This is a genomic window from Glutamicibacter sp. AGC46 (genome assembly GCF_053543715.1).
Genome location: NZ_JBLVOJ010000025.1, coordinates 704,079 through 720,704, shown reverse-complemented (window position 1 = coordinate 720,704; position 16,626 = coordinate 704,079). Strand labels below are relative to the sequence as shown.

At 61.7% G+C, this 16,626-nt stretch carries 17 protein-coding genes and 1 pseudogene; 10 read left to right on the top strand and 8 right to left on the bottom strand.

What is annotated here, in order from left to right; translation table 11 throughout:
- Window positions 1-49: 49 nt before the first annotated feature.
- Genes ACNPM8_RS18260 through ACNPM8_RS18240 form a run of 5 tightly spaced genes read left to right on the top strand, consistent with a single transcriptional unit; the run spans window position 50 to window position 5,752 of the window.
- The gene (locus tag ACNPM8_RS18260; protein ID WP_400290873.1) at window positions 50-775 is read left to right on the top strand and encodes an NUDIX hydrolase; all 726 of its coding nucleotides are present in this window, start codon (window positions 50-52) and stop codon (window positions 773-775) included.
- A 51-nt stretch (window positions 776-826) separates the two neighbouring features.
- Entirely contained in the window at window positions 827-2,110 is a 1,284-nt protein-coding gene (gene nadA / locus ACNPM8_RS18255; RefSeq protein ID WP_448940407.1) for a quinolinate synthase NadA, read from the top strand.
- On the top strand, window positions 2,107-3,750 hold the full coding sequence (gene nadB, locus ACNPM8_RS18250; protein WP_402734958.1) for an L-aspartate oxidase: 1,644 nt from the start codon (window positions 2,107-2,109) through the stop codon (window positions 3,748-3,750). The genes nadA and nadB overlap by 4 nt, the downstream gene beginning before the upstream one ends.
- A complete protein-coding gene (gene nadC, locus ACNPM8_RS18245) occupies window positions 3,747-4,613 on the top strand; it encodes a carboxylating nicotinate-nucleotide diphosphorylase (protein ID WP_448940406.1) in 867 nt (288 codons plus the stop codon). The genes nadB and nadC overlap by 4 nt, the downstream gene beginning before the upstream one ends.
- Window positions 4,610-5,752, top strand: a complete 1,143-nt coding sequence (locus ACNPM8_RS18240; protein ID WP_448940405.1) for a cysteine desulfurase family protein — start codon at window positions 4,610-4,612, stop codon at window positions 5,750-5,752. Before nadC ends, ACNPM8_RS18240 begins: the two co-directional genes overlap by 4 nt.
- Window positions 5,753-5,817: 65 nt before the next feature.
- Here ACNPM8_RS18240 and ACNPM8_RS18235 read toward each other — a convergent pair.
- Window positions 5,818-7,077: pseudogene (locus ACNPM8_RS18235) on the bottom strand (D-alanyl-D-alanine carboxypeptidase family protein).
- 479 nt (window positions 7,078-7,556) lie between these two features.
- Here ACNPM8_RS18235 and ACNPM8_RS18230 point away from each other — a divergent pair.
- Window positions 7,557-8,066, top strand: coding sequence for a GNAT family N-acetyltransferase (locus ACNPM8_RS18230; protein WP_166650847.1), 510 nt, complete (start codon window positions 7,557-7,559; stop codon window positions 8,064-8,066).
- A gap of 69 nt (window positions 8,067-8,135) precedes the next feature.
- Window positions 8,136-8,612, top strand: a complete 477-nt coding sequence (locus ACNPM8_RS18225) for an SRPBCC domain-containing protein (RefSeq protein ID WP_105658050.1) — start codon at window positions 8,136-8,138, stop codon at window positions 8,610-8,612.
- Window positions 8,613-8,625: 13 nt separating this feature from the next.
- Here the strand turns inward: ACNPM8_RS18225 and ACNPM8_RS18220 are convergent, their stop codons facing one another.
- The 5 genes from ACNPM8_RS18220 to ACNPM8_RS18200 form a co-directional block, all read right to left on the bottom strand.
- Window positions 8,626-9,219: a dihydrofolate reductase family protein gene (locus tag ACNPM8_RS18220; protein WP_448940404.1), complete on the bottom strand. Its 594-nt coding sequence runs from the start codon at window positions 9,217-9,219 to the stop codon at window positions 8,626-8,628.
- Window positions 9,220-9,328: 109 nt separating this feature from the next.
- A complete protein-coding gene (locus ACNPM8_RS18215) occupies window positions 9,329-10,012 on the bottom strand; it encodes a hypothetical protein (RefSeq protein WP_448940403.1) in 684 nt (227 codons plus the stop codon).
- 122 nt (window positions 10,013-10,134) lie between these two features.
- Entirely contained in the window at window positions 10,135-10,593 is a 459-nt protein-coding gene (locus ACNPM8_RS18210) for a MarR family winged helix-turn-helix transcriptional regulator (RefSeq protein ID WP_105658053.1), read from the bottom strand.
- Window positions 10,577-11,710, bottom strand: coding sequence for an LLM class flavin-dependent oxidoreductase (locus tag ACNPM8_RS18205; protein WP_105661548.1), 1,134 nt, complete (start codon window positions 11,708-11,710; stop codon window positions 10,577-10,579). Before ACNPM8_RS18205 ends, ACNPM8_RS18210 begins: the two co-directional genes overlap by 17 nt.
- A gap of 178 nt (window positions 11,711-11,888) precedes the next feature.
- Window positions 11,889-12,122, bottom strand: a complete 234-nt coding sequence (locus ACNPM8_RS18200) for a hypothetical protein (RefSeq protein ID WP_448940402.1) — start codon at window positions 12,120-12,122, stop codon at window positions 11,889-11,891.
- A gap of 87 nt (window positions 12,123-12,209) precedes the next feature.
- Between ACNPM8_RS18200 and soxR the strand changes: the two genes are divergently transcribed.
- Entirely contained in the window at window positions 12,210-12,719 is a 510-nt protein-coding gene (soxR, locus tag ACNPM8_RS18195; protein WP_448940401.1) for a redox-sensitive transcriptional activator SoxR, read from the top strand.
- On the opposite strand, the gene ACNPM8_RS18190 is transcribed toward soxR, so the two are convergent.
- Window positions 12,700-13,377, bottom strand: coding sequence for a response regulator (locus ACNPM8_RS18190; protein WP_448940400.1), 678 nt, complete (start codon window positions 13,375-13,377; stop codon window positions 12,700-12,702). The two genes, soxR and ACNPM8_RS18190, sit on opposite strands and share 20 nt — an antisense overlap.
- A gap of 15 nt (window positions 13,378-13,392) precedes the next feature.
- Entirely contained in the window at window positions 13,393-14,742 is a 1,350-nt protein-coding gene (locus ACNPM8_RS18185) for a sensor histidine kinase (RefSeq protein WP_448940399.1), read from the bottom strand.
- A gap of 140 nt (window positions 14,743-14,882) precedes the next feature.
- On the opposite strand from ACNPM8_RS18185, the gene ACNPM8_RS18180 reads away from it, so the two are divergent.
- Both ACNPM8_RS18180 and ACNPM8_RS18175 read left to right on the top strand, forming a co-directional pair.
- Window positions 14,883-15,806, top strand: a complete 924-nt coding sequence (locus ACNPM8_RS18180) for an ATP-binding cassette domain-containing protein (RefSeq protein ID WP_448940398.1) — start codon at window positions 14,883-14,885, stop codon at window positions 15,804-15,806.
- A complete protein-coding gene (locus ACNPM8_RS18175; RefSeq protein WP_448940397.1) occupies window positions 15,803-16,597 on the top strand; it encodes a hypothetical protein in 795 nt (264 codons plus the stop codon). Before ACNPM8_RS18180 ends, ACNPM8_RS18175 begins: the two co-directional genes overlap by 4 nt.
- The last annotated feature ends 29 nt before the right edge of the window (window positions 16,598-16,626 follow it).

The window sequence follows — 16,626 nt, the reverse complement described above, 5'->3', positions numbered from 1 at the left end:
AGAATGACTCTAACGAATCCGAATGTGCTGAAAATGAGGCAAATAAGAAATGTCATCCGTACCGGGTTGGGCGAATGTCGACGAACGCCGCAACCTCCCACCCGCTCTTGCGGTCTCCACTGTGATCCTGGGAATCCGTGAAGGCAAGGATGGCGGACCCGACAAACTCTGCTTGCCAGTGGTGCGCCGCATTCGCCAACCCCACACCGGAATGTGGGCGCTGCCAGGCGGACCCGTTGATCCGCGCGAATCCCTCGGCCAAGCGGCCGGGCGCAACCTTGCTGAAACCACGGGCCTGCGCCCCACCTACCTGGAACAGCTCTACACTTTCGGCGATATCGACCGCTCGCCAACCCACCGCCTAGTCACCATCGCCTACTTTGCGCTGCTGAACGCAGATCAAGTGGGCGCCACCGTCCAAGACGACAACGTGGCCTGGTTCGATATCGATGACCCGCAGATTGCCCAGATGGCTTTCGACCACCGGAAGATCTTGGACTACGCCATGTGGAGGCTGCGCAACAAAACCGAATACGGGCAGATAGCCCATCGGCTGCTCGGCGAACGCTTCACCCTGGCGGCCCTGCGCGGAGTCTATGAAGCCATCCTCGGACGCCGTCTGGACCCTGCGAACTTCCGCCGAACGCTCAAGAGCACGGCATCCATTGAGGAGACCGACGAATATCTGGCTGGCGGACAGCACCGGCCACCACGGCTATACCGCTACGTTGGCCACGGACCTGACCCGTTGGAAGTCGACCCGCTGCACGACTAGCAAGCACCATCCATACTTTTCACCGTCATCCTGCAAGAAACGGACGAACCCATGAGCACCCAAATCACTGACAACGCCAACGCCTCGGTAGCCCAGAACATAGCTCGGCTCAACCTGCTGGCTCCGGCTTCCACCTGTTCCACCGACCTGGCCTCCAACCCGTGGGACACCCCTGCGGGCTACGGGCCAGGTGCCTCCCAAGAGGATTCGGTTCCAGCTGGTTACCCGGTGCAGGGTTCGATCCCGGAGGAATACCTGGAGGCCAGCGACGCAGAGCTTGATACCCGCATCTTGGCAGCCAAGGAAACCCTGGGGGACAGGGCAGTGATCCTCGGACACTTCTACCAGCGCGATGAAGTCGTGAAGTACGCAGATTTCGTGGGTGACTCCTTCCAGCTGGCCAACGCCGCATTGACCCGCGACAAGGCCGAAGCCATCGTGTTCTGCGGGGTGCACTTCATGGCCGAAACGGCAGATATTCTCAGCCGTGAGGACCAGTCGGTGATCCTTCCGAATCTTGCAGCAGGCTGCTCCATGGCGGACATGGCAGACGGTCCGAGCGTGCAACAGTGCTGGGAAGAGCTCACCGCCCTGTATGCAGATGAAGCCGATGACGGGCGGATGCCGGTCATTCCCGTGACTTACATGAACTGCTCTGCAGAGCTCAAGGCCTTTGTCGGTCGCAACGGAGGACTGGTCTGCACATCCTCCAACGCTGCAACTGTTCTTCAGTGGGCTTTCGAGCGAGGACGCCGCGTCCTGTTTTTCCCGGACCAGCACCTTGGACGCAACACCGCTAAGGCCATGGGCATTCCCCTGGAGCAGATGCCGATGTGGACTCCGCGCAAGGAATTGGGCGGCAACGAAGCTGACACGCTGCTCGATGCCAAGGTCATTTTGTGGCACGGCTTCTGCTCCGTGCACAAGCGCTTCAACCCCGCGCAGATCGCCAAGGCGCGTGAGGATTTCCCTGGCGTGCGCGTGATTGTGCATCCCGAATGCCCCATGGAAGTTGTGGACGCGGCAGATGAAGCCGGCTCTACCGACTACATCCAAAAGGCTATTGCCGCTGCTACCGAGCCAACTGCTTTTGCCATCGGCACCGAAATCAATATGGTCAACCGCTTGGCTGCCCAGTACCCGCAGCACAACATCTTCTGCCTTGATCCAGTGATCTGCCCATGCTCCACGATGTACCGAATCCACCCGGGCTACCTTGCCTGGGTGCTCGAAGAGCTGGTTGCCGGACGAGTGGTCAACCAAATTTCGGTACCGAAGGAACAACAAGGGGATGCAAAGATCGCCCTGGAGCGCATGCTAGCTGCCAAGCCATGAGCCAGGTCCAACAAGAACCGAAGAAGCTGGTGATCGTCGGCTCCGGTGTGGCTGGACTGTGCGCAGCTTTGCACGCCGTAGAGCTGGGCATCCAGCCGGTATTGCTGACCAAAGGGAAACTGGGGGACTCGAACTCTGAGCTCGCGCAGGGCGGGCTATCAGCTGTTACCGGAGCATCCATGGCCCAAGGCGACTCTGTTTCCAAACACGTTGCCGATACGCTCAAAGCTGGCGCGGGCCACTGCGGCGTGGAACCGGTGGAACACCTGTGTTCCTCAGGCGAAGAGCTAGTGCAGGCTTTGGAATCATATGCAGTGGATTTTGACCGTAATGCAGATGGCTCCTACCAGCTTGGCCTTGAAGCCGCGCACAGCGCACACCGTATTCTGCATATCAATGGGGATGCCACCGGCGCTTCATTGGTGCAAACCTTGGTTCGTGCCGTGCGCCAACTGGAAACTGCAAACAAGCTCAGCATCTTCGAGGATGCAGTTGCCACCGAACTCCAGCTGCATGATGGAAAAGTCTCAGGGGTGCACTACTTGCGCAACGAGGCAGAACAACTGCTCCTGGCAGAAGCGATCCTGCTGGCTACCGGTGGACTGGGCCAGTTGTATTCAGCGACCACCAATCCTCAAGGAGCAACCGCCGACGGCCTGGGACTGGCCGCCCGGGCAGGTGCTGTCATCGCGGATGCCGAATTCATCCAGTTCCATCCAACGCTGGTTGACCCCGCCCGATATCCAGAAGCCGGGATGGTTTCCGAAGCCGTACGTGGTGAAGGTGCCATTTTGGTCAATGACGCGGGGCAGCGGTTCATGCCTGGAATTCACCCGGATGCTGAGCTGGCACCTCGTGATGTCGTGGCCCGAGGCATCCATGAGCAGATCCAAGCCGGGCACCAGGTGTACCTTGATGCGCGGGCCGTGGAAGAAACGCGTGGCACAGGATTCCTCGCAGGCCGTTTCCCATCCATCACCGCCCGGCTCGCAAGTTGCACCGCGGGCGGCTCCGGCCTGGACATGGCTCATGACCTGATTCCGGTGGTAGCGGCCCAGCACTACTTCATGGGCGGGATCCACACCGACATCTCAGGACGAACCTCTGTCCCAGGCCTCTATGCGGCCGGCGAATGCGCCAACACGACAGTTCATGGTGCCAACCGCTTGGCCAGCAACTCCTTGCTGGAAGCAATGATTTTTGCCCGAGAAGCCATCCTGGCCTTGATCAGCGACCCACCAGATGCTCGCTGCAATACCGATGCGCTGACTATCCAGCAACTCTCCGAGCCTGCCCCGGAAGCACCCCTGGATCTTGAACAGCTGCAAACGGCAGCCAGCAGTAAACTTGGTGTCTACCGCACCGGCGAGGAGCTCGAAGAAATGGCCCAGATACTGGCGACGAGCGCGCCTGTCGCTGCCACTGCGCGAGAGCAGGCGGAACTGCGCAATCTGTGGATCGCTGCAAGGATCATCGCTGCAGGTTCCATGGCACGCACAAAAAGCCTGGGTGCACACCACCGCTTGGATTCAACCGAATTCACCAGCAGCCTGTCAGATGAGGGTGTGCGCTATGGCTGGACCCTGCACCCAAGCGAGCTGAACAACGAGAACCTTTTGAGCAAGGAAATGAACGCGTGAACACTTTGATCCATCCGGTACCCAACGCTGCCATGGACCGCATCATCGAGCTGGCGCTCGCCGAGGACAATCCGCGCGGCGATATCACCGCACTTACCATCGTTCCCGAAGGCGCGACAGCTACCGCCGTGGTGCAGGCCCGCCAGCCAGGCGTACTCTCCGGAGGTGCGGTCTTCACCCGGACAATGCAGCTAGTGGATCTGCAGCTGGAGGTAGAGCAGCTGATTGCCGACGGAAGCACGTTTGCCGCCGGTGACAGCCTGCTCAAGGTCACCGGGCCGGCGGCGAGCTTGCTGACCGCTGAACGCGTGGGGCTCAATCTCCTGCAGCGCATGTGTGCCATCGCGACGGCGACCGCTGAGCTCGTCGGCCTGGTTGCGCATACCAAAGCCCGCATTGTCGATACCCGGAAAACTACGCCAGGCCTTCGCGTCCTTGAACGCTACGCAGTGCGCTGCGGAGGAGGAGTCAACCACCGGGACAACCTGTCGGATGCTTTCATGGCCAAGGACAACCACCTGGCTTTGCTGGATAACGGAGAGCAGCTTACCGCTGCCCTGAAGTCGGTACGTGCGCGGCTGGGGCACACCACGTCGATGGAAGTTGAAGTGGATTCGATTGCGCAGATTCCACCAGTGCTCGCCGCCGGAGTGGACATTATCATGCTGGATAACTTTGATCCCGCTGACATTCCCGCAGCCATTGAACTGATCAACGGGCAAGCAGTAGTAGAAGCCAGCGGAAACATCAACGCATCAACAGTCGTGGCTGTCGCTGAAGCCGGTGTTGATGTCATTTCCTCGGGGGCCATCACGCACTCGGTGAAAGCAATTGACCTTGGACTGGATATGGTTATTGCATGATCTACATGGATGCCGCATCCACCGCGCCGCCTCGCCAAGACGTTCTCGACATGCTCAATCCGTTGTTGACCAAGGATTTCGGTAATCCGGCATCTTTGCACGAAGCCGGGCAGCAAGCCAAGCGGGCTAACGACTGGGCAAGAACGCAGCTGGCTAGCCAGCTGGGCGTGGCAGCAGAGGAAGTCTATTTCACTTCCGGCGGCACCGAGGGAGCCAACACTGCCGTGATCGGGGCGGCCTTGGCCAACCCCCGTGGACGTGTGGTGGTCTCAAGCTCCATTGAGCATCCAGCGGTACTGGAAGCCTGCAAGTACCTTGTTGAATTCCACGGATTCGAACACCGCATCATCCCGGTATCGGCCACGGGGCTGGTCGATCTGGATGCGGCCGGCCAGCTGATCGATGCAGCTGTTGCCGTGGTTTCGGTGATGGCAGTGAACAACGAAGTCGGCACCATTCAACCGGTAGTGCAGGTTGCCCAACTGGCCCGCAACGCTGGGGCGATCATGCATACGGACGCCGTGCAGGGCGCCGGCTGGATCGATCTCAAGCCGTTGTGCGCCGCAGTGGACGCATTGAGCATTTCCGGGCACAAGCTCGGCAGCCTCAAGGGCAGCGGAGCACTGTACCTGTCCGCTAAGCATCGCTTTGTGCCGCTGCTGCACGGTGGCGGACAGCAGGGCGGAATACGTTCGGGAACCGAGAACCCGGCCGCTGCCGTGGGCATAGCCGCGGCATTGCAGGCAGCGACCGCACAGCGCGAAGCAGGACTGGGCGTAAGCTTTGGCCCGTACCTGGTTGAACGGATTCTCAAGGAACTCAATGCCAAGCATCCGGGCAGCGTCCAGCTGACAGGGGATCCGGAACATCGTGTTGGAGGCATAGTCTCCTTCGTTTTCCCGAAGACCGCCGGTGAAACTGTGCTGATTGAATTGGCCCGCAGGGGAGTCCTATGCTCTTCAGGTTCTGCTTGCGCAGCAGGCTCGACCGATCCTTCGGCGGTACTCACTGCGATGGGCTATGAAGAAGAACTGGCCCATACTGCTGTCCGTCTTTCGTTCATGCGCACCGCAAAAGAAAATGAGATCAGCCAGGTGGCCTCGGCTGTAGTTTCCTGCGTCTCCGGGCTCTTAAGCTGAAAATCCTGCTTCCCGGAACAGAAAAGTTCTTGGAAGCAGGACTGCAGCCAGCCGATGCCGGCGCCCTAGCGCAAGTACGTGCCGGAGACCCAGCCGTTCTTCCCGGCATACTTCACCGGGTACCAGCCGGACTTCTTTGCGCCGCGAATGGCGACCTTCTTGCCATTCGGAATAGGTAGTGCCGAGACCCAGCCTTCTTCCCGCTACTTCACCGGGTACCAGCCGGACTTCTTTGCGCCGCGAATGGCGACCTTCTTGCCATTCGGAATAGTCAGCACGACGCGATGGCTGGTGCCTGCCCCGGCACGCATATTCAAGTTCGCAGTGGTCTTGGCAGACTTGGCATTGCTGGTGCTCTTCTGAGGCGCGCTCTTCTTCGAATCCTTCTTCGGTGCTGCCGGCATCGAGATGTTCTTCAGGTACTTGCCCGATACCCAACCGGTTTTCGAGCTGTAGCGAACCTGGTACCAACCGGACTTCTTGGATCCGGTCAGTTGGACGCTCTTGCCTTTCGGGATGGTCACCAACAGTCGGTTTCCGGCGCCTGCCCCGGTGCGCATATTCAGATTCGCGGTGGTCCGCGCTGTGCCCTTGGTCTGCTTGGGAGTGCTCTTGGCTTTCTTGCCAGAAACCCCATAGAAGGCTTCGAGGCTCTTGGCGCCGGAGTTCTTCACGCTCTTGGCCAAGGAGGTACCCAGGTAGCGGAAGTGCCACGGCTCGTAGGAGTAGCCCGTGACGGATTCCTGGCCCTTCTGGTAGCGCATGATGAAGCCGTACTTGTGTGCGTTCTTGCCGACCCACTTGCCCACGGGAGTGTTGGCGAAGCAGGCCTGCAAACCGCAAGCGCCGTTGGTATTTCCCACGTCAATGGCCAGGCCAGTCTGGTGCTCGCTGGTGCCCGGTACAGCGGAGATGCGTGAAGCGTAGCTCTTGCCATAGATGCGGGTGTAGTAGTTGAACAGCTCAGCCTGGCGGTTGTATGAACGATAACCGCTGACAGCCCGGATCTTGACACCGTCCTTCGCAGCTGCCTTGGCCATCTTGCTGTAGGCCTTGGCCGCCGAGGACTTCAGCCGGACGTTGGTGCCCTTGACCGCTACCGTCTTCGGTGCGTACTTAACGGGACTGAGCGGGTACTTCTTGTTGACGAAGACGTCATCCTTGCTCGGATTGCGCTGGATTTTCTTGGCGGCAATCTGCAGTCCGCCATCAACTGCCAGTGCCTGAGCCTGTACCGCTGAAGTTGCTGGAGCAGGGGCTGCGGCTAGTGCCGGGGTTGCCGGAAGCACTGTTGCAAGCAGTGCGGCCGACAGGACGGCAGCCATTGAAGTCTTGAACGCCCGAGGCAGTTTCATGGAACTCTCCGATAGAGGTGACAAGCGATGCGACCATCATTCCATCATCTATCCATGACTCGTTCAAGACGTTACTGCAAACGTTAGAGAAGGAATGGTCTCGTTGGGCGCATCTTTTGAATCAACTAGCGCGGCAGTTCCGCACTTGGCGCCAGAGGCCGGCAACCAGTTGCTGCTGGCGGTGTGGATATGGATAAACGGCCTCCCACTTGAGGCACCGCAAGTATTCCATGGGCCGTGGCCGCAGGGTCTTCGCAACTGGGTTTTCCAGTCGGCCAGGCGTGCCGCAAGGAGCACGGCCTGGGAAAATGCTCGCTGAACTTTGCTTGCAAGAAGTCGCAATCCTCACGCCAGCCGCCAGGAAAATGCCCCGTTCCTGGAGTCAAGTTGGTGGAAGAACACGAAGGGCCAATTTTTCTAGCTCGGCGAGATTTGGTAGGTTTGCGTGCATGCGTATCCGTCCAGAAGTCTTCGATGACCGAGCTGCGGTGTATGCAATAACCCATGCTGCGTTCTCCGGCATCGATCCGATGGTTGAGCCTGAGGAAGTCGGACTGCTGCAGCGTCTATTCGACTGCGACCAGTACGATAACCGTTTCTCAATCGTTGCCCTGGATGACACAACGGTCATTGGGCACGTCATCGCTACATGGGGAGAAGTGAATGGGGAACCCTTGCTGGGACTTGGCCCGCTAGCTGTCGCCCCGGAATACCAGCACCGAGGTGTCGGGTCGATCCTGATGCAAGAAATTCATGACAGGGCCGAGCAAGAAAGCATCAGCGGTATCGTTCTGCTGGGCGCCCCTGGCTACTACCGCCGCTTCGGCTACGAAGCGGCGCAAGGTCGCGGGATCCTGCCTACGCGCACCTCATGGGGCGAGCACTTCATGGTGCGGGTCTTCGACGATAACCGCCTGCCGCGCGGCAACTACCGCTATGCCAAGCCGTTTGGTGTCTAAACGCTAATTTTCGCTGGGAATTTTCCCATATCTATTGTCACTAGTGCTCTTCGGGCGTAAACCTGTCTTATGGAACCACATGAAGAGCTTCGCGAACTGTCCTTCACCGTGTCGGGAATCATTTCCAAATCGATCAGGCAAGTATACGAAGCTGTGGCTGATCCAGAACAGCTTTCCCATTACTTCACTACCGGCGGAGCATCCGGGCACATGGAAAACGGTGCCACCGTGACCTGGGACTTCCATGATTTCCCCGGCCCGTTCCCGGTCAAGATCGTGGAAGTGGAAGAGCCAAAGCGTATTGTCCTGCAATGGGGCGGCCAGCAATCCACTGCTGCCGATGGCATGAATACCGTGACGTTCGAATTCGCTTCACTGGAAGACAGCACCCGAACCAAGGTGACCATCAGCGAGGCCAGCTGGGTGGCGACCTCCGAAGGAGCCAAGGCTGCCTTTGGGAATTGCGAGGGCTGGACCGGGATGCTGGCCGCGATGAAGGCGTGGCTGGAATACGGGATCAACCTCCGCGAGGGGTTCTACAAATAGCCGGGATCGGCAGCTAGCGGCGGCGCTGGTAGTAGACGTGCGTGGCAAGCGTCGTTTCGCGCCGTGACACGCGGTCCATATGCGTTTCTATATCTTCAACGCTGATCGGTTCGCCATGCCCGAGGCGGATGGGCGCGATATGCAGCCGCAGCTCGTCAATGAGGCCGGCTCGCAAGAACTGCACAATGGTGTTTGCTCCACCGGCGATGGCCACTGGATTCTCTCCCGCCGCTTCCTGGGCTTCGGCGAGGGCTTCCTCGATCCCATCGGGGACGAATTGGAAGCTGGTCCCGCCCTCCAGGCAGAGCATCGGCTTCGGATGGTGGCTGAGCACGAAGACCGGGGCATGGTACGGAGGGGTTTCTCCCCACCACCCGATCCAGTCGGCGTCGTCCTCCCCGGCTGGAGGGCCGAACATCTTGCTCCCCATGATGAAAGCCGAGGCCTGGGTAATAGCGGATATTTCCGCCTGGTTCTCTTCGAGGCGCTCGAACTGCCAGCGGTGCAGGGCTTCGGCTCCTTCGCCCAGCGGACTATCCATGCTCTGATTGGGTCCAGCGCAGAATCCGTCCAGGGAGACGGTGACATCGCAAACTACCGAGCCCATGGCAAATGCCTCGATTCAACCTGTATGCCGGCGGGAGAGTGGCTACTCCTACAATGAACCTGCCCGGAGGCAGAATCAAGCCCAAGTCCGGGACAATGCAGCCGGACGCCTAGCTCTCCACGTCTTTTGGCGCACCAGCAACATTCCACAGCGACAAGTGGTATTTCCGGATCAGCGCTGCTTCCAGGAGCAGGGCCGCCTTGCGGTGGATGCAGGTGACCCACCGGCCTTCAAGATTCAAGCGGTCAATGGCCAGGCGTGCCACTTGCTGGATTGAGCGGGATTCACCGCGGTCCGCCTCGATTGCCAGGTCCCGCAGCCACTGGGGATCCGCTAGTCCTTCGTCAAAAGCGTATTTGCCCATGCCGGAGGTCGCGCCCTGTCCGCTGGAATAGATCTTCAGTCTTCCGCGAAGTCCCTTGCCGCTGCGTTCGCCAGCCTGGCCCACGTAGATTGGCTCATGGTCCGAGGCGCCCGCGCGGCGGAACATGTAGACACCCGGGGCCACTGGCGCCGAGTCGGCGGTGGCTTCAAAGGAGTCCCACGGCGACCAATCCAGGGATTCAATGACCTGGTCGTCAATGGGAGTGAGGGAAATTTCCAGCCCCGGCGCGCCGGCGAACTGAAGCTGGGTCTGCAAGGAGGCGGAGACATGCCAATTGCCGCCTGGCTGAGGTGGCTTCTGGATGGCGCCCTTGGGACGATGCTGGCGCAGATAGCTGCGCAACTCCTTGGTTTCTACGCCAAGGGTGCTGGCAGCTTCTTCCAAGCTGAATAGCTTTTCGTCCTTCAAGAGTGTTCTGCCTTCTGTGCGCCGTGATTGAACAGTTGATGCTGAATCAATTTAATCCCATGGAATGCCCGGGAGCCCGGAAGGAGCTGCCTATGGCATGTCCTTCCGGGCTGGGGTAAACGCTACTGCACCGCTTCACGCAGTTTGGTGCTCAAGCGTTCCAACTCATGGAATTCTTCTTCGGTCAGTGCGGTGCCCAGCAAATTGTGCAGATGCTTGACGTGCTCCCTTCCGATTTCCTGCTGGAGCTTGCGGCCTGCCTCGGTCAGCGAGAGCTGCATGGCACGGTGGTCATCCGGGTCGGCCTCGCGAACTACCAGCCCCTGGTCTTCCAATCGGGTGACCATGCGGCTGAGGCTAGGCTGCGAAATCAGCAACTGCTTGTTCAGGTCGACCATCCGGCTTTTGCCGCCGGGGCAGGTGCGCAAGTTGAACAGCACGTCGTACTCGCGCATGGACAGCTTGCCGAACTCCGGCATTGCGGTGATCTGTCGCATGACCGCCACCTGTGCCCGGAAAAGAGCCTCCCAGGCATCGGTGGCGACCTTCAATGAGGCTGCTGGATTACTGGTCCCGGTCACTTGCTACAGGCTCCTTGGTGTTTGCTTGCTCAGCTTCCAGTTTAGCGTCGCGAGCAGCAACCAATCCCGCATGGGTAGGAGCCGGGGTGAGGTCCTTCGGTGCCCGGGAATCCATTTCCTTGCGCAGTTCAGGCAGCACGTACTCGCCGAACAGGTCCAGCTGGTTCAGCACGGTCTTCAGCGGGAGGCCGGCATGGTCGATGAGGAACAGCTGGCGCTGGTAGCTGCCGAAGTACTCCTGGAAGGACAGCGTCTTCTCCAGCACCTGCTGCGGGGAGCCAACGGTCAGCGGGGTCTGGGAGGTGAAATCTTCCAGTGACGGGCCATGGCCGTAGACCGGGGCGTTATCGAAGTACGGGCGGAATTCCTTGACTGCCTGCTGGGAATCCTTGGCCATGTAGAACTGGCCGCCCAGGCCAACCACGGCCTGGTCGGCGCGTCCGTGCCCATAGTGCTCGTAGCGCTCGCGGTACAGGTTGATCAGCTGCTGGTAGTGCTCCTTTGGCCAGAAGATGTTGTTGGCGAAGAAGCCGTCACCGTAGTAGGCGGCGATTTCTGCTACCTGCGGGGTGCGGATCGATCCGTGCCAGACGAATGGTGCCACGTCATCGAGCGGGCGCGGGGTGGAGGTGAAGTTCTGCAGCGGGGTGCGGAACTTGCCTTCCCAGTTCACCACGTCCTCATCCCACAGGCGGCGCAGCAGGTGGTAGTTCTCCACGGTCAGGTTGACCGAGTCCTGCATGTTCTTGCCGAACCATGGGTAGACCGGCCCGGTGTTGCCGCGGCCCAGAACCAGATCCACTCGGCCATCTGCCAGGTGCTGGAGCATGGCGAAGTCCTCGGCGATCTTCACCGGGTCATTGGTGGTGATCAGCGTGGTCGTGGTGGAAAGGATGATGCGCTCGGTCTGAGCGGCAATGTAGGCCAGCGTGGTGGTAGGGGAGGAGGAGAAGAACGGGCGGTTGTGGTGCTCGCCGATGGCGTAGACGTCCATGCCGATTTCTTCGACCTTCTTGGCGATCGCCACCGATGCGTCGATGCGCTCTTTTTCGGTAGGGATGCGGCCGGTAGTCGGGTCGCGGGTGATGTCGCTGACTGAGAATACTCCGAATTGCATGTCCACTCCTGTTTTCCTGGTGCAAGCTTTATGTCCTGCCACCAATTTATATGCGTATGCATGTAATAACAAGTTGATGCGTCAAATATTCCCGGGCTCCTCGGAGATGTTTCTTCCTGGGGTGCACCGTCCGCCTGGTGCCCGCCGCACTGCCGGCAATGAGTCAATGAGCAACGAGTCAACGGCGGGTGGGGATGAATCCGCCGCCCCAGAACAAGTTGCCTTGCTCGTGGGCCGGTTCCAAAAAGGGCTGCCCTGGCGCGCACCGGCAATTGCGCCTGTGCCTGCGCAACTGGCGCAAAGCCCGTCGCAGCTGGCGCGCGGTCAGCGCGGATCCGGTATCCGTACCGGATTGCTGCTCCTGGATGCGAGCGAACAGGATGGTGCATGGCGGAATCTGGGTTGCGTTCATGAGTTGGCCTTTCGTAGAAGTTCATACGACAGCCAACAGGCTCCAGCTAACTTGAGGTCAAGCGGCCGGACCTGAATAATTTCTCATATGACATCCTCCGGCGACTCCGCAGTTCCAACAAGGAAAAGCCAATTAGGCATCGGGGATCTCGCTCGGCGCGCGGGAGTATCAGTGGCCGCGATCAGGTACTACGAGTCGCGGAACCTGATTTTCTCCACGCGGACCAACGGGAACATGCGCGTGTTCCCCAAGCACACGCTGCGCAGGCTGGCGATTATCGCTGCTGGCCAGCGCGTGGGCCTGACCCTGGCTGAAATTGCCGGCACGTTGGGCGAGCTGCCCGAGGACCGGGCGCCACGGCAGAACGAATGGGAACAGCTCAGCACACATTGGAAGAAGATCATCGATCGCCGCATGCTGCAGCTCGAATCGCTGCGGGATTCGCTGGATGGATGCATCGGCTGCGGATGCCTGTCGATCAAGAATTGCTCGCTGGTCAACCCCGGAGACGAGGCCGCCGCGGAAGGCGAAGGCTCTCGCTGGATCCGCAAACTCGATGCGAACTCCAACCACGGGGTTACCGGCGCCGTGGAGTGACGATTCCGCCCTGATAGGCAATCAGGGCGGCCTCCACGCGGTTGCGGGCACCGAGCTTGAGCAGGATCGCGGTCATATGTCCCTTGACTGTCGCCTCGGTGAGCACCAGCCGGGCGGCAATCTCCGCATTGGACAGGCTCTGGCCCACCAGCGCCAAGACCTCGCGTTCGCGCACGGTCAAGCCGTGGACCAGGGACCGGGCCCGGGACTGCGCGGCGGTGTCGATCCCGCGCACCTTGTCGATCACCCTCCGGGCAATGCGCGGGGAGAGCGCCGCGGCGCCTTCGGCCACCGCATGGATGGCGCCGAGCAGTTCCTCGGGTCCCGAGCTCTTGAGCATGAATCCGCAGGCTCCGCCGGACATGGCCCGGTCGATGTATTCCTCCTCGCCGAAGGTGGTCAGGACCAGCACCTTGGTTTCCGGAGCCTGGCCCAGGATTGCTTCCATGGCTCCCAGTCCGTCGAGCTGCGGCATGCGGATATCCATCAGGATCACTGAGGGGTCCAGGCGCGCGGCCAGCTCGATGGCGCGCACCCCGTTCTCCGCTTCCCCGGCAATGACGATGCCCGGGTCGCTGGACAGGATTGCGCGCAGTCCGGCGCGGATCAGCGCATCGTCATCCACCAGCAGGACGCTGACGGGGGTATCCATGCTCATCTGCAGTTCCTTCGGCTAGCCGGCGGGGTAGAGGTGGTCGGTGGAAACCAGTACGTTTTCGGTGAAGCACAGGCGGAACATCTCGCTGCCCAGATCCAGCAGCCCGGTCCGGGCCGCATAGTAGCGGCACTGCGCATCCCCTGGCGGTGCCGGCTCGTCGATCACGGGAAGCGGCTCATCCAGGCCCGGGGCGTGGACCAGCGAAGCAACCTGCCGTGCGTCCATGCCCACCGAAAGCTTCTGGAAGTCCGAGGGGTGCAGGGCGGTGGCCTGGTAGGTGGCATGCTGCAACAGCAGCAGGGCCGCGGCAATCACCGTGACGGCGAGGACCGGCATCAGCACCAGCATCGAGGTGCTCGTGCGCTTCACCGGCGGCTGCACCCCGGCAGGCGCCGGGTGCGGGGATGCCTGGGCAATGGAAGCGCGCAGTTCGAAACGCTCCTTGGTGCGGTGCACCGCCAGCGAGCCTCCGGCAGCTTCGAGGGTGCCGCGCAGCGAAGCTATCCCGGTGGCTCCAACCCGGCTGGGAGGCAGGGGGCCATGCAGCGGATTGGAAATGCTCAGCACCGCCTGCTCCGAGCGCGTATCGAGCTCGAGATCCACCTCGGCGTGCGGCGCGTACTTCGCCGCATTGGTCAATGCCTCCTGGGCCACCTGGCGCAGCACCGCGGCCCACCGGATGGATCCGGGGGCCTGGAGCGAGGGTCCCTTCCGGGAGAAATTGATCGTCATGCCCTTGGCCCGGGCCTGTTCGACCAGCTGCTCCAGCGATGAACCTGCCGGGCCCAGCGGCGCTTGTTCGCCGTCCTCGTGCAGCACCCCGATGATCTGGTGCAGATGCTCGATGGACTCATCGGCCTGCTCGCGGATCCGCTTTGCCTGTTCGTAGGCCGGCGTGCCCTTTTCCAAGGACACCTGCAGCCCGCCGGTGGACAGTGCCAGCAGCGCCAGATCGTGGCCCAGCTGGTCATGCATGGCTTCGGCAATGCGCGCCCTTTCCCGCAGCTCGGCTTGCACCACCACATGCCGGCGCTCCTGGCTGCGGAACAGCACCGCATTGCGCCGCGCCCGGCCCGCCCACCAGGGCAGCAGCGCGAAAAGCACCAGGCCCGTAAGGATATTCAGTGCGAAGGCCAGCAGGCTCAGGTGCGAGGACCATGCCAGCGTCACCCCGGAGGCCAGCGTCCCTGCCCCGAGGGCCAGCAATCCATGGGCCAGCGCGGAAATATGCCGTCCGGCCAGGTAGCTGCAGGCCGCGGCCAGGGGAGCGAGCACAACCCAGGCCCCGTTCGTGGAGATGGGAACCAGGTAGGCGCACAGGGCCAGCAGCAGCAACAGGACCGGCTGCTTCCACGAGGTAGTCATGATCAACATGCTACGCAGAATCGGCGCAGCCAGACACCGACCAAGGTAGGGGTTCGGGGCCGCGCGTTGGCCGACTTCCAGCCGGTGCGCGGCAGCCCGGGCGAATCCTAGGGTTGAGCGCAGAACCAAAGGAGCACACCATGATCGCACTTGAAGCGCTGAGCAAGGACTTCGGCGCCACCCGCGCCGTCAATGCGCTGACCGCCACCATAGAACCCGGGCAGGTGACCGGATTCCTCGGACCCAACGGGGCCGGCAAATCGACCACCATGCGGATGATCCTCGGACTGGACGCGCCAAGCAGCGGGCGGGCACTGGTCAATTCGGTTCCCTACGCGCAGCTGCGCTACCCGCTGCAGGTTCTCGGAGCGCACATCTGCGGCACGGCGGGGCACCCGGGGCACACCCCGCGCACCTTCCTCGCGTCCCTGGCGCAAAGCAACCGGATCCCGGCAGCCCGGGTGGATGAGGTACTGGCCGACGTCGGGCTGCAGTCCGTGGGCGCCCAGCGGATCGGCGGATTCTCGCTGGGCATGCGCCAGCGCCTGGGCATTGCCGCGGCGCTGCTGGGCGACCCCGAGATCCTGGTCCTGGACGAGCCGATGAACGGGCTGGACGCCGAAGGCATCGTCTGGATCAGGCAGCTGCTGCGCGCCCGGGCGGATCGCGGCGGGACCGTCTTCGTCTCCAGCCACCTGATGAGCGAGGTGCAGCAGGTCGCGGACCAGCTGATCCTGATAGGCCGCGGGGAGCTGATCGCCCAAGCGCCCACCAGGAAGCTGATCAGGCAATTCACCGAGCAGGTCATTACGGTGCGCTCGCCGCAGCTCGCGGCGCTCGCCGGGCTCCTGCAGCGACCGGGCATCGAGCTGAATGCTGCCGAGGACCGGCTGGAGGTCATCGGCCTGCCGCTGGAAAATATCGGCGCGCTGGCCTTCGCCCATGGCATCGAGCTGCATGAACTGAGCGTTGCCCACGGATCGCTGGAAAACGCCTACAACCAATTGACGCATGGCATGGTGGAGTACTCCGCCGAATCAGCTAGGGGAGCGGGAAGCAAATGAGCACGCTGCAGATCAAAGAATCCGCATCCGGATACCTGGGCGCAGAGCTGCTGGCGGCGGCCCGCGCCGAGGCCGCTAAATTCTTCGGGCTGCGGTCGCTGCTCTGGCTTTATGCCTTGGGAATCGCGTTGTCCATCGCCCTGGGGTGGCTGCTGGGTGCCAGTGCGAAAGCCAGCGGGGACAATGGCTTCGACGCGGCGATGCCTGCCCCGCTGATGGTTTTCTCAACCCTGAAATTCGGCCAGTTGTTCTTCGCTGCCGCGGCGGCCCTGCACATCACCAGCGAGTACTCCAGCGGCACCATCACCACCTCCTTGCAAGCGGTACCGCGCCGTGGGCTGCTGCTGGCAGCGAAGGCGCTGCTGCTCTCCGGGCTCGGTTTCGCTGCCGGGGTGGCGTTGATCGGCGTGGGCACCATTCCGGCAGCGCTCAGCGCGGGGCCGTACGGGGCATTCACCGTCTCCGACCTGGTTTCGGCCTGCCTGGGCGCCGGAACCTACCTGGCGCTGCTGAGCTTGATGGTGCTCGGGCTCGGGTTGCTGTGCCGGAATTCGGCCGGGGCGATCGTCTCGGCGATCATGCTGGTGATCGGGCTGCCGCAGATCCTGCAGCTGATTCCCTTCTCATGGGTGCAAACGGTGGCCGACTACCTGCCCAGCAATGCGGCGACGTTCATGGCCACCGGCGCCACCGAACCCTATGGGCCGGCAGCGGCGCTGCTGGTGCTGGCAGGCTGGGCGGTGGCCCTGCTCGGAGCCGGATATGTTTCGCTGAAGCGGCACGACGCCTAGCCGCAGGCAGGGGGCAGCGGGGTATCGGG